The following is an 11757-nucleotide window of genomic DNA, read 5'->3' on the forward strand; positions in this document are numbered from 1 at the left end:
GGATCAGTCGAGACAGAACTCGTTGCCCGCGATGTCCTGCATCACGATGCAAGACTCGTTCTCGCCGTCGGCCTCCATGACGTACAGGCAGACCGCGCCGAGCGCCACCAGCCGGTCGCGTTCGGCCTTGAGGGTGGCCAGCCGCTCCTCCCCCACGAGTCCGGTGCCGGCGCGGACGTCGAGGTGCAGCCGGTTCTTGACGACCTTGCCCTCGGGAACGCGCTGGAAGAGCACGCGCGGGCCCTCTCCGGTGGGGTCGGTGCAGGCGAAGTACTGGGGCTCCTTGTCGGGCGACTCCGAGCGGTCGAAGTCGTCCCAGTCGGCGAACCCGTCCGGGGGTGAGGCGACGTATCCCAGCACCTCGCACCAGAAGCGGGCCAGGCGCGTGGGTTCCGCGCAGTCGAAGGTGACCTGGAACTTCTTGACCGATGGCATCCGGCGAGCGTAGCAAGCGGAACTCGCCTGTTCGATCGGATTTACGGGGGTCAGTCGGGCTGGTCGTCGTCGGTGTGGTGGTGGACCTTGAGGGCGGTGATGACGCCGGTGATCACGGTGGTGAGGGCGAGGGCGAGGAGGGCGGCGAAGGCCGCGCCGATGAGGAAGTTCACGGGGTCCTGATCCCCTCGCGGAGGAGGGTGAGGAGGTTGAGGAGGGTGGCGACGGAGGTGTCGCCGAAGTCGACGAGGAGGCGGCCGTCGATGGTGGTGCCGTTGACGGCGGCGGAGCCCCACTGGATGCCGAACGGCTTGCCGCGCTCGTGGAGTTCACGGAGGAGGTAGGTGACTTCGAGGTCGGTGTAGGTGCGCAGGGTCGGGTCGCCGGGGGTGAGGGGGGCGTTCACGCGGCGGCGTCCAGCTCGAACCAGGTGACCTTGCCGGTCTTGGTGGGGGTGGCGCCGAAGCGGTGGGTGAGGGCGCGGACGAGGTGGAGTCCGCGCCCGGAGAGGGAGTAGGGGTCGGCGGGGGTGGTGGGGGGTTCGGGGAGGGTGGGGCTGTCGTCGCACACGGAGACGCGGAGGGTGCGGGGGCGGAGGACGACGATGACGCGGGGGGCCTGGCAGCCGGCGTGCCGCCAGGCGTTGACGTAGAGCTCGTGGAGGGCGAGCTCGGCGTCGGCGATGGCGTCCGGCTGCCAGTGGGAGGTGAGGAGGGCGGAGCGCAGCTCGTCGCGGGCGGCGGACCAGTCGGGCGGGTTGAGGGCACACATAGGAGACCTCCGTGGGGTGGTGGTGAGGGAGTTGGGGAGGTGTCGCCGTGAGCCAGGCCGGTGCGGTTGCTCTTCGGCGCCCGGGCAGCAGGTACCTACTGCCGGAGAAATAGGCATTTCTGACGACTCGTCTGGTCGATCGTGAGACGACCATAGCGCACGGCCACTAAAAATTTAGTGCCGAAGCCCAAAGTTCCCCCTTGAGAGGGGCGGGCGTCCGGAGCTTCGCTTCCGGTTGGACCCTCCAGTGGCCCGCGCGGCACACTGGCCACACTCGACGCCGAAAGGACACCATGCCCGGTCGCAGCAACCCGACTCTTCGCCAGCGACGGCTCGGCGCAGAGCTACGCAAGATGCGCGAGCAGGCCGGCCTCGGCGGCACCGAGCTGGGGAGACTCCTCGGCGCGAGCCCGTCGGTAGTGACGCAGATGGAAAGCGCGAGGATCGGCGTGAGCGCCGAGCGCGTGCGCTCGTTCGCCGCAGTCTGCAAGTGCACCAACCAGTCCCTCGTCGACGCACTCGTCGAGATGGCCATCGAGCGCGGCAAGGGCTGGTGGGAGGAATATCAGGGAGTCCTACCGACAGACTTCCTGGAGATCGCAGAGATGGAGGCCCATGCCCACAAGCTCTATACGTGGGCGACCACCTACATCCCGGGGCTGCAGCAGACCGGGACCTACGCTTCGGCGGTCTTCTCTCGCATTTCCCCGCCGCTGCCGCGCCACGACATCGATGTCAGGACCGCGTTCCGCGTGCAACGTCAGCGCGTGGTCCGGGGCCGCCGGACACCGTATGTCTCATTCATCCACGAGGCCGCACTGCGGATGCAGTTCGGAGGCCCGAGGGTACTCGCCGACCAACTCGCAGCCCTGATTGAAGCTTCCGAACAGCCCAGCATGTCCGTGCGGGTGGTGCCTTTCGACATGGATACCTTCCCGGGCGCCGGCGAGAACATCATGTACGCCGAAGGGCAGGTTCCGGAGCTGGACACCCTGCAGATGGACAGCGCACAGGGCGTCCTCTTCTTCCACTCACAGGCGGATCTGGCGAACCAGCGTGCGACATTCGCCGGGCTGGACTCCACGGCTCTTTCCGAGGATGCCTCACGAGACTTCATCCGGAAAATCGCAAGTGAGCTGAAGGGCAAGTATGAGTAAGTCTGCATGGCAGAAGTCCAGCTACAGCGGCGCGTCAAACGAGTGCGTCGAAGTACGCACTGCGAACAGCCTGATCGAACTACGTGAGTCCGACAGCGGAGAGATCGTCATCCGCACCGCGCCTCGCAAGTTCGTTGAGTTCCTCCAGGGCGTCAAGAGCGGCGAGTTCGACCACCACGCCGAACACTAGGCCTGACCTGAACCCCCGTGTGGCTCCTCGCCCGACCGGCGAGGAGCCGCACGGGATTCATCACTACATCTTTAGGCGAATTGCACTCAAGGGTACCGGAACGGCGAGTCGAGGGGCCCGGTTCGGCGCTCACGAACGGGTGAATATGGGCCCTCGTGACAGGATCGGGCGGGTCCGGCCGCTCGATCGAAAGGTCCTCCCCACCCCATGGGCTCGCAGCACTACGCCATCATCAAGACCAACCACGGCTCCATCACCGCCAAGCTCTTCCAGTTCCACACCCCTCGCACCGTGCGCAACTTCGTCGAACTGGCGGAAGGCTCCCGGGAGTGGACCGATCCCTCGACCAACTCCCCCACCACCGCCCCGCTCTACAACGGGACGACCTTCCACCGCGTCATCCCCAACTTCATGGTCCAGGGCGGCGACCCCCTCGGTGACGGCACCGGCGGCCCCGGCTACGCCTTCCCCGACGAGTTCCACCCCGAGCTCTTCTTCACCAAGCCCTACCTCCTCGCCATGGCCAACGCGGGCCCGAACACCAACGGCTCCCAGTTCTTCATCACCACCCGCGCCACCCCGCACCTCAACCGCAAGCACACCATCTTCGGCGAGGTCACCGACCCCGACAGCCAGAAGGTCGTCGATTCCATCGCCGCCACCCCGACCGGCCCCGGCGACCGCCCGCTCGAACCCGTCGTCATCGAGTCGATCACCATCGAAATCCGCTGAGGCCCCACCCGGAGTAGGAAGTCGGCCCCGCCGACTTCCTACTCCGCCCCACCCCCGAACACCACCCTGCCCCGTACGGATCCCCCGCTGCCCGCGGCAACCTCACGCTCGCCGGCAAGCCGCTCACCCCGCTGCCCACCCGCACGGCCGTGCAGGCCCTGTTCGTCGCGGCGGCGGGGGCGGCTTCAAGGTTCGGATCTCGGCCCGGCCCGATGGTGGGCCGGCGTCCCCGGTGGGGCTCGGGGTCGTGGCGCGCGTTCTGACGTGACGGATGCCGCATGGCCCGGCGGCTGCCACCGGGCCGTTGCCACGGCGGGTGCGGGACCGCTTCACGGCGCCGCCGGACGCCCCATTCGCTCACGGGCCGTTTCGCCGCGCCGCGCTACCGGGACCGCGCCCGTCGCCTCGGCCAGGCCGTACGGCGGCATGTCGATGTATATCGCCTCGTGGGAGCCGGCCGGCACCACGAAGGTCTCGTGCCAGATGCCGACGTTCCCCGCACCTTCGCGAGCCAGGCGGTTGAAGGCCGCCCAGGCCGGCCGGTGCTCCTGGCCCTGATCGGCGGCGTAGGCGAGCAGCTTCTCCGGCGACTCCCAGTACTGGACCAACTCGACCACCCGGGGCAGGCCCAGCCGCATCCGGTAGCCGAGCAGTCCGCTGTGCGGATCCTCGGCGAGTTCCTTGAGCATGCGCGGCATCGCGGCCGAGGCCGGCCACCAACTGCGCAGCGCGCGGAACCGGTTGATTCGCATCCCGATGTGGAACACCACCACTGAACCCTCATGATCGGCGGTGGTCCGGCCCCGGATCAGCGTTGCTGCCATGACGAAGTGCCTCCTCGGCGCGCCGCGTTCGGCCGCGCTTGATGGGTAGCTGAACTATCCTTGTAGGATACTTGCACTATCTTTACGAAGGGTGCAAGTGGATGCGACTCGCGGAACTGAGTGAACGCAGCGGGCTCCCGACCGCGACGATCAAGTACTACCTGAGGGAGCAACTCCTGCCGCCCGGCGTGCTGGTGAGCGCCAAGCAGGCCGAGTACGGCGAGGAGCACCTGCGTCGACTGCGGCTGGTGCGGGCGCTGATCCAGATCGGCCGGATGCCGATCGCCACGGCCCGCGAGGTCCTGACCGCCATCGACGACGAGAGCCTCGACCAGAACGACCGCCTCGGTATGGCCGTCGGCGCACTGCCCCCCGGCCCGGCCCAGCCCGACCAGGACGACCGGGCCACCGCCGCCGCGCGCCGCGAGGCCGACCTCCTGCTCGACTCGCTGGGCTGGACGAACTGCGAGGACGCCTCATCGGGGCCCTACCGCGCGCTCGTCACCGCGCTGGCCGCGCTGGCCGCACTCGGTTACCCGCACGACCTCGACCACCTGGTGCCGTACGCCCAACAGGCCACCCGGCTGGCAGCGCACGACCTGGACATGGTCCAGGAGTACGAGAGCCCGTCGGAGCAGATCGAGGCAGCCGTGGCCCTCACCGTGCTCTACGAGCCCATCCTGCTGAGCCTGCGCCGGCTCGCCCATTCGCGGGAGAGCACCCTGCGCCACGGAACCCGCGCCACCGGCCCGTCGACCGCGTAGGCGGCGCCGGCCGTCACCCGCTGCTCGGCCAAGGCCCACTCGGCATCCGTCACGTCAGAACGCGCCACGATCCCGGACTGCCAGAGACACCGGCCCACCATCGGGCCAGGCCGAATCCGCACCTTGAACAGCTCCTGGCACTGCCCGGCCGCCGCTGGGAGGGCTCTCAGCCGACGACCGCGAGCCGCGGCGGCACCCAGGCGTGGTGCCGGAGGATCGCCCGGATCGCGACCCGGGAGGGTGTGAGCCGCATCGCCGCGACCTGCATCGACGGGCTGGTCTTCGACCGGTTGGTGAGCGGCGGCGAGGTGCCGCGCGAGGCGCTCGAAGGGCTGGTCGCCGCTGCCCTGCGCCGCGGCGGAGCGCAGGAAGTCGGACCCGCCGACTTCCTGCTCCGGCGTGCTCCGCAAACGCGCGGACGCGGCCCGCCTTGGTGTGCGGGCCGCGTCCGAGTGCGGGCTTGAAGGGGCGAGCCCTTACTCCACGATGCCGGACTTGGCGATGGTGACCTTGGCCTTCGGGGCGCCGCTCTGCGAGCCGAGGCTCTCGATCTTCGTCACCAGGTCCATGCCGTCGACGACCTCGCCGAAGACGACGTGCTTGCCGTCCAGCCAGTCGGTCACGATGGTGGTGATGAAGAACTGCGAGCCGTTGGTGTTCTTGCCCGCGTTAGCCATCGAGAGCTGGCCCGGCTTGGTGTGCTTCACCTGGAAGTTCTCGTCCGCGAACTTCTCGCCGTAGATGCTCTTGCCGCCGGTGCCGTTGCCGCGGGTGAAGTCGCCACCCTGCAGCATGAACGCCGGGATGATGCGGTGGAAGGACGAGCCCTCGTAGCCGAAACCGTTCTGGCCGGTGGCCAGCTCACGGAAGTTGCGCGCGGTCTTCGGGACGATGTCGTCGAAGAGCGTGAAGACGATGCGGCCGGCCGGCTCGTCGTTGATGGTGATGTCGAAGAAAACGTTGGAACCCATGCAGGGATCATGGCATGCCGGACGTCCCGACGCGCGGCACCCCCCGGCGTCCGGTCACGCTCCGCCGACCGGTGATCAACGGAATCGGCCCCCCTCGGGACGGTGCGTGGGCCAGGATGGCGGCGTGGAAAGCGGGGAGGGCAGGGTCCGCAACGAGGTCAGCGGCAGCGACGTCGGCAAGGTGTTCCAGGCCGGAACCATGCACGTCGCCCTCGGGGCGGTCGGTGGTGGACCGGCGCCGACGGCGCTCGCGTCGCTGCCCGCGCCCCCGGTGGACCTGGTGGGGCGCGGCGAGGTGTCGGAGGTGCTCCTGGCGCTGCTCGCGCCCTCGGCAGGGGACGGCGGGCCGGTACTGGTGTCCGCCGTGGCGGGGCTGGCGGGTGTCGGGAAGACGGCGCTCGCACTGTACGCGGCGCACGAGGCCGTGCGACGCGGCTGGTTCCCGGGCGGGGTGCTGTACGTGCCGCTGCGCGGCTACCGGCCCGGGGTGGCGGTGAGCGGCGAGCAGGCGGTCGGCGCGCTGCTGCGGGCGCTCGGCGTCCGCGACCACGACGTGCCGCCGACGGCGGAGGAGCAAGCCGGGCTGTACCGCTCCGAGCTGGCCCGGCGGGCGAGCGGGGACGGTGCGGTGCTGGTGCTCGCCGACGACGCCTCGGCGGTGAAGCAGGTCGCTCCGCTGGTACCGGCGGACTCCTGCCACCGGCTGCTGGTCACCTCGCGGGACAGCCTGCACTCCCCCGGCTTCCCGGCCCGGCTGCTGCCGCTCGGGGTGCTGGGGGCGGCGGAGGCCGGGGAACTGGTCGCGACGGCGCTGCGGCGGGCCCGGCCGGAGGACGGGCGGGCGGCGGCGGAGCCGGAGGCGCTGGCGGCGATCGCGGAGCACTGCGGGTACCTGCCGCTGGCGCTGCAGATCGCGGCGGCGCTGCTGGTGGACGACCCGGGGCTGCCGCTCGCCGATCTGGCGGAGGAGCTGGCGGACAGGGGGAACCGGCTGGACGCCCTGCGGCACGGGGACGGCGGCGGGATGTCGCTCGCGGTGGCGGGGGCGTTCGAGCTCTCGTACCGGCGACTGCCGGAGGAAACGGCCCGGGTCCTGCGGCTCACGACGGTGAACCCGGGGCCGGACGTGTCGACGGAGGCGGTCGCCGTGCTGGCCGAACTGGGGAAGGCAGCGGCACGGCGGCACCTGGCGGCCTTGGCCCGGGCGAACCTGCTGGCGGAACAGCCGGTGGGGTCGGGGCGGTGGCGGGCGCACGACCTGGTGCGGCTGTACGCGGCGCGGCTCGCGGAAGGGGACCGGGCGTCGGCATGGAGCCGGCTGTGGAAGCACTACGTGGACACCGCGCGCGCTGCTTCCTTCCACCTCCCCGGACAGATCAACGGTAAGCACCTCAACAGCCTGTTCACCGACCAGACCACCGCCCTCGCCTGGCTCGACGCCGAACGCGCCAACCTCACGACCGGTATCGGGCTCCCCGAGACCGACACCCGATCCATCCTCGACGTGGGCTTCGTCCTCGGCGTCTACCTGCTGTACAGCCGGCACCACCACGATGACGCGCTTCACGTGGCCGGTCGAACCCTTGAGGCCGCCACAACGGCCGACGACAGTCACTCGACCGCCGCCGCGTTCAGTCTGCGCAGCGCCGTCCTGCGGGAGATGGAGATGCTCGACGCCGCGATCGAGTCCGACCTGAAGTCCGTCGAAGTCTTCCGCAGCCTCAATGACCCGCTGTCCGAAGCCCAGGCCCTCCTCGCACTCGGCATCACTCTGGCACGGGCACAGCGATTCGAGGAGGCGATCGACATCAATACCCGGGCACTCGCCATCCATCGCGAACACGGCGATCGGCACCGTGAAGCGCAGACCATGATCGGCCTTGCCACCGTCCAGGCGACCATGGGGCGCCACGATCACGCGATGGCCACCCACCGCCAGGCCTTGGCCCTCTGCGAGTCCATCCCCAACCCCTACCTGGAAGCCGTCGCGCTCGTCGGTGTCAGCCACTCCCTCCATGCCGCCGAACGATTCGACGAAGCCGTGCCCTTGCTCCTACGCGCTCACGCCCGCCACCTAGAACTCGGCAACCGGTTCGGCGAAGCCGTGGTCCTCGTCAACCTCGGCACCACTCTGGCCCACACAGGACGGCATGAGGAAGCCGTGGAAGCGTGCGCCAAGGCGGTCTCCATCCATCACGCCATGGGCAACCGATTCGAAGAGGGCAGCGCTTTGGGGAATCTCGGTGTTGTCCTGCAAGCCCTGGGCCGCAGGGAGGAGGCCGTAGCCGCGGTCAGCCGGGCAGTCGCCCTCCTTGAGGAGTTCGGTCACGCCGAGGCCGGTGACCTTCGGGTGATCCTGGCGGAGCTGGGGCGGACGAAGTAGGCCGCTACTCCGCCTTGTGGGCGAGAAGGTAGGCCTGCGGGGTCCGCTCGCCCTCCTCCGCTTCGCGGATGAGGCGGGTGGTGACCTTCAGGCCCGCCTCGGTGGCCAACCGCTCAATAGCGCCGGGCTGCTGGCGGCGGAAGTCGAGGGTGACCGGGTGACCGAAGGGGTCCTCGATACGCAGGGCGTCGTCGCCGACCTGGAAAGCGAGGACCAGCGGGGCTCCCGGGGCCAGGACGCGGTGGAACTCGGCGAAGACCCTCGGCAGCTGCCCGGCCGGGGTGTGGATGATCGAGTACCAGGCCACGATGCCGGACAGCTCGCCGTCGGCATACGGCAGGTCCAGCAGCGAACCGACCCGGAAGGGGATCTCCGGGTGCGCCGCCCGGGCCAGTTCCACCATCCGCGGGGAGAGGTCGAGGCCGGTGACCTCCAGGCCGAGGGCGGCCAGGTGGCCGGTGATCCGGCCCGGGCCGCAGCCGAGTTCGGCGACGCGGCCGCCGCCGGCCGTCGTCACCAGCTCGGCGAAGGCGGCGAGCACCGCCCGGTCCCAGGTCGCGGTGGCCAGTGCGCCGCCGTAGCGGTCGGCGTAGTCGGCGGCGACGGCGTCGTAGAACGTCCGGGCGGCGGCGAGGAATTCGGGCTCCGTGGTGGTCACGGCGGTCGACCCTACCGGGGTTAGGATCGGCCGGTCGGGAGGGGCGGGAGGGGACACTGTGAAGATGCGAGTCGGGGTCTATCTGGCGCATCCGAAGCCGGGGAGCTTCAACCACGCGCTGTTCGAGGCCGTGGTGGACGAGCTGCGGGAGCAGGGCGCCGAGGTCGTCGCGCACGATCTGTACGCCGAGGGGTTCTCGCCGCTGCTCGGCGCAGAGGAGACGGAGACGGTGGCCACGAGCGCGTCCGCCGAGGACGGGCAGCTCGCGCTGCACCGGGCCGAGGTGGCGACGCTGGACGCGCTCGTTCTCGTCCACCCCAACTGGTGGGGCATGCCGCCCGCCGTGCTCGCCGGGTGGGTGCAGCGGGTGATGGTGCCGGGCGTCGCGTACAAGCTGGGGTCGGCGGACGGGGAGCCCGTCGGGATGCTGCGGGCCGGGCGGGCGCTGGTGCTGAACACCTCGGACACCCCGGAGGCCCGGGAGCACGAGGAGTTCGGGGATCCGCTGGAGCGGATCTGGGCGGCGTGCGTGCTGCCCTACGTCGGTGTGACGGACGTTCGCAGGCGGGTGTTCCGCACGGTGACCGATTCCTCGGCCGGCGAGCGTGCGCAGTGGCTGCGCCAGGCGCGGCAGGAGGTGGCGGCGCTGATCGGCCGACGCGGACCGGAGGAAGTACGCGCGGGCGCGTAGACGGCGGGCGGCGGAATGATCGTCCGGAGCGGAGCATCGGGCTGACGGCCCGTCGTGCGTGCTAGAACCGTCGACGGCTGTGACCGCTCACCCGCGACCACCGCCCCCCTGCACCGTGCATCCACCGGCAACTCCTCGACCGAAGGAGAACCATGTCCGTCGCACGTACCTTCCGCACCGCACGTTCCGGCCTGCTCGCGGCCTCGGCCGCGGTGACCCTGCTGCTCTCCGGCGCCGCCGCCACCGCGCCCGCCTCCGCCACCACCACGACGACCACCGGCCTGGACGGCACCTACGCCTGTTCCGTCCCGGCCGGCTACGTCTACGACGGGGTGTCCATGAACCGCGCCTGCAGCGGCGGCGGCAGCTGGAACACTCCGCAGTTCCACCTGCGCACCCCCGTCGACGGCCTCACCGCCTGTACCAGCGCGCCGGGCTTCACCTACGACTCCATCGGCCACAGCACCACGTGCAGCCAGTCGTCGGGCACCCTCGCCAGCACCTTCCACCTGCGGATTCCGGCCGTCGGCATGTGGGCGTGCAGCGTCCCGTCCGGCTGGACCTACAGCGCGACCGGTTCGGGCCTGGACTGCGCCGCCGTCCAGGGTGTGCCGGGCACCAGGTTCCTCCTGGCCCACTGACCGGGCTCGCCCCGTAGCCACGGACGGGCGGCCCGGCGGCAGCCGGGTCGCCCGTCCGCACCGCCCGTACCGGCTGCGCCGGGCGCGGCAGCGGGCGGCGACGCCGATCGGCTGACATGAACCGGAGGAACCGCACGTGGGCGCGTAGACGGCGGCCGGCGGAATGATCGTCGGGGGCGGAGCACCGGGCTTACGGTCCGCCGTACGTGCTAGAACCGTCGGCGGCAGTGAACGCTCACCCGCGTCCGCCGCCGCCAGCACCGTGCACCCATCGGCACCTCCTCCACCGAAGGAGAACCATGTCCGTCGCACGAACCGCCCGTACCCTCCGGAACGCCCTGCTCGCGGCCTTCGCCGCGCTGGCGCTGCTGCTCTCCGGCGCCGCCGCCACCGCGCCCGCCTCCGCCGCCACGACCACCACGACGACTGTCACCGGCCTGGACGGCGTGTGGGCCTGTGACGTCCCGGCCGGCTACGTCTACGACCAGGTGTCCATGAACCGCAGCTGTAGCGGCGGCGGCAGCTGGAACTCGCCGCAGTTCCACCTGCGCACCCCCGTCGACGGGCTGACCGCGTGCGTCAGCAACCCGGCCTTCGTCTACGACTCCATCTCCTGGGGCTACTCGTGCAGCCAGCAGTCCGGCGTGATCTCCAACGCCTACCACCTGCGCACCCCGTACGACGGTCTCACCGCGTGCGTGGGCACCCCGGCCTTCACCTATGACTTCACCGGTCGCAGCACCTCCTGCAGCCTGCTGTACGGCAGCAGCGTCCCGTCCACCACCTTCCACCTGCGCACGCCGGTGAACGGCATGTGGGCGTGCGACGTCCCCCGCGGCTGGACCTACAGCGCCACCACCCAGAACCTGGACTGCGCCAACGGCCCGAGCGTGCCGACCACCAAGTTCCTCCTGGTCCACTGACGGCCCGCTGAGGCCGAGCACGGCCCGCGGAACGGGCGGGCGACCCGGCAGCGGCCGGGTCGCCCGCCCTCCCGTTCAGCCCGGCGGCAGCTCCAGCTCCGCGACCTCCTGGTCCCCGCTGAACCCGCCCGTCGGCCGGAAGCCGAGGCGGGCGTAGAACCCCGCCGGACCGCCCTCCCCGGGCACGTAGGTGACGCAGACCCGGGTGCCGCCGCGGCGGCGGATCTCGGCGGCGACCTGCTCGACGGCGAAGCGGCCGTAGCCCCGGCCCTGGGTGTCGGCGGCGATGTTGAGGCGCCAGAGGCCGGAGCGCGGCTGATCGCCGGGCCGGAAGACGACGTCGAAGAAGGCCATCAGGAAGCCGACCAGCCGCTCGCCGTCGTAGACCAGCCTCGGCCAGGCGGTCTCCCCGTAGGCGTACGCCTCGGCGAGCGAGGTGGCCACCGGGGCGACCAGGTGCTCCTGGTCGGGGCGGACCTTCAGCTCCAGGGCGGCGTCGATGTTCCTCGGGGTGACCGGTTCGAGCCGCAGAGCGGGCTCCGGCGCCGATTCCGTCGGCGTGGGTGTGGACATGGCGGTCAGACTAGTGAGCGCCCGCCCGGCCGGCCCCCCGGATT

Annotated in this window: 16 protein-coding genes and 1 pseudogene; 9 read left to right on the forward strand and 8 right to left on the reverse strand. The window is 70.8% G+C overall.

Annotated elements, in window-relative coordinates:
- Positions 1–3: 3 nt before the first annotated feature.
- Genes ACFVVU_RS17375 through ACFVVU_RS17390 form a run of 4 tightly spaced genes read right to left on the reverse strand, consistent with a single transcriptional unit; the run spans position 4 to position 1206 of the window.
- Positions 4–435, reverse strand: coding sequence for a VOC family protein (locus ACFVVU_RS17375; RefSeq protein ID WP_387790701.1), 432 nt, complete (start codon positions 433–435; stop codon positions 4–6).
- A gap of 50 nt (positions 436–485) precedes the next feature.
- Complete coding sequence (locus ACFVVU_RS17380; RefSeq protein ID WP_387790703.1) at positions 486–608, reverse strand: hypothetical protein; 123 nt, start codon at positions 606–608, stop codon at positions 486–488.
- Entirely contained in the window at positions 605–841 is a 237-nt protein-coding gene (locus ACFVVU_RS17385) for a hypothetical protein (RefSeq protein WP_355373317.1), read from the reverse strand. Before ACFVVU_RS17385 ends, ACFVVU_RS17380 begins: the two co-directional genes overlap by 4 nt.
- The gene (locus ACFVVU_RS17390; RefSeq protein WP_387790705.1) at positions 838–1206 is read right to left on the reverse strand and encodes an ATP-binding protein; all 369 of its coding nucleotides are present in this window, start codon (positions 1204–1206) and stop codon (positions 838–840) included. The genes ACFVVU_RS17385 and ACFVVU_RS17390 overlap by 4 nt, the downstream gene beginning before the upstream one ends.
- Positions 1207–1499: 293 nt before the next feature.
- Between ACFVVU_RS17390 and ACFVVU_RS17395 the strand changes: the two genes are divergently transcribed.
- The 3 genes from ACFVVU_RS17395 to ACFVVU_RS17405 all read left to right on the forward strand — a co-directional run bounded on the left by ACFVVU_RS17395 (position 1500) and on the right by ACFVVU_RS17405 (position 3285).
- Positions 1500–2363, forward strand: a complete 864-nt coding sequence (locus ACFVVU_RS17395) for a helix-turn-helix domain-containing protein (RefSeq protein ID WP_387790707.1) — start codon at positions 1500–1502, stop codon at positions 2361–2363.
- Complete coding sequence (locus ACFVVU_RS17400; RefSeq protein ID WP_387790709.1) at positions 2356–2553, forward strand: DUF397 domain-containing protein; 198 nt, start codon at positions 2356–2358, stop codon at positions 2551–2553. Before ACFVVU_RS17395 ends, ACFVVU_RS17400 begins: the two co-directional genes overlap by 8 nt.
- A 207-nt stretch (positions 2554–2760) precedes the next feature.
- Positions 2761–3285 carry a peptidylprolyl isomerase gene (locus ACFVVU_RS17405; RefSeq protein ID WP_387790710.1) on the forward strand — a complete coding sequence of 175 codons (525 nt, stop codon included), beginning with the start codon at positions 2761–2763 and terminating at the stop codon, positions 3283–3285.
- 329 nt (positions 3286–3614) lie between these two features.
- Here ACFVVU_RS17405 and ACFVVU_RS17410 read toward each other — a convergent pair whose 3' ends face one another.
- The gene (locus tag ACFVVU_RS17410) at positions 3615–4109 is read right to left on the reverse strand and encodes a DUF4188 domain-containing protein (RefSeq protein ID WP_387790712.1); all 495 of its coding nucleotides are present in this window, start codon (positions 4107–4109) and stop codon (positions 3615–3617) included.
- Positions 4110–4210: 101 nt separating this feature from the next.
- Here ACFVVU_RS17410 and ACFVVU_RS17415 point away from each other — a divergent pair, with 101 nt between their 5' ends.
- A complete protein-coding gene (locus ACFVVU_RS17415) occupies positions 4211–4873 on the forward strand; it encodes a MerR family transcriptional regulator (RefSeq protein ID WP_387790714.1) in 663 nt (220 codons plus the stop codon).
- 260 nt (positions 4874–5133) lie between these two features.
- Positions 5134–5226: pseudogene (locus ACFVVU_RS17420) on the forward strand (TetR family transcriptional regulator); the annotation flags it as partial.
- Between the two features lie 123 nt (positions 5227–5349).
- On the opposite strand, the gene ACFVVU_RS17425 reads toward ACFVVU_RS17420, so the two are convergent.
- Positions 5350–5844 (reverse strand): peptidylprolyl isomerase, encoded by a 495-nt coding sequence (locus ACFVVU_RS17425; RefSeq protein ID WP_380687994.1) that lies wholly within the window; start codon positions 5842–5844, stop codon positions 5350–5352.
- A gap of 124 nt (positions 5845–5968) precedes the next feature.
- On the opposite strand from ACFVVU_RS17425, the gene ACFVVU_RS17430 reads away from it, so the two are divergent.
- A complete protein-coding gene (locus ACFVVU_RS17430; RefSeq protein WP_387790715.1) occupies positions 5969–8227 on the forward strand; it encodes a tetratricopeptide repeat protein in 2259 nt (752 codons plus the stop codon).
- A gap of 4 nt (positions 8228–8231) precedes the next feature.
- Here ACFVVU_RS17430 and ACFVVU_RS17435 read toward each other — a convergent pair whose 3' ends face one another.
- Positions 8232–8885 carry a class I SAM-dependent DNA methyltransferase gene (locus tag ACFVVU_RS17435; protein WP_387790717.1) on the reverse strand — a complete coding sequence of 218 codons (654 nt, stop codon included), beginning with the start codon at positions 8883–8885 and terminating at the stop codon, positions 8232–8234.
- Between the two features lie 64 nt (positions 8886–8949).
- Between ACFVVU_RS17435 and ACFVVU_RS17440 the strand changes: the two genes are divergently transcribed.
- The 3 genes from ACFVVU_RS17440 to ACFVVU_RS17450 all read left to right on the forward strand — a co-directional run bounded on the left by ACFVVU_RS17440 (position 8950) and on the right by ACFVVU_RS17450 (position 11140).
- A complete protein-coding gene (locus ACFVVU_RS17440) occupies positions 8950–9576 on the forward strand; it encodes an NAD(P)H-dependent oxidoreductase (protein ID WP_387790718.1) in 627 nt (208 codons plus the stop codon).
- A gap of 152 nt (positions 9577–9728) precedes the next feature.
- A complete protein-coding gene (locus tag ACFVVU_RS17445) occupies positions 9729–10217 on the forward strand; it encodes a hypothetical protein (protein ID WP_355373348.1) in 489 nt (162 codons plus the stop codon).
- Positions 10218–10516: 299 nt separating this feature from the next.
- The gene (locus ACFVVU_RS17450; RefSeq protein ID WP_387790720.1) at positions 10517–11140 is read left to right on the forward strand and encodes a hypothetical protein; all 624 of its coding nucleotides are present in this window, start codon (positions 10517–10519) and stop codon (positions 11138–11140) included.
- A 75-nt stretch (positions 11141–11215) separates the two neighbouring features.
- Here ACFVVU_RS17450 and ACFVVU_RS17455 read toward each other — a convergent pair whose 3' ends face one another.
- Positions 11216–11713 (reverse strand): GNAT family N-acetyltransferase, encoded by a 498-nt coding sequence (locus tag ACFVVU_RS17455; RefSeq protein ID WP_387790721.1) that lies wholly within the window; start codon positions 11711–11713, stop codon positions 11216–11218.
- Positions 11714–11757 lie beyond the last annotated feature (44 nt).

Source organism: Kitasatospora sp. NPDC057965, from assembly GCF_042887135.1.
Lineage (GTDB): Bacteria > Actinomycetota > Actinomycetes > Streptomycetales > Streptomycetaceae > Kitasatospora.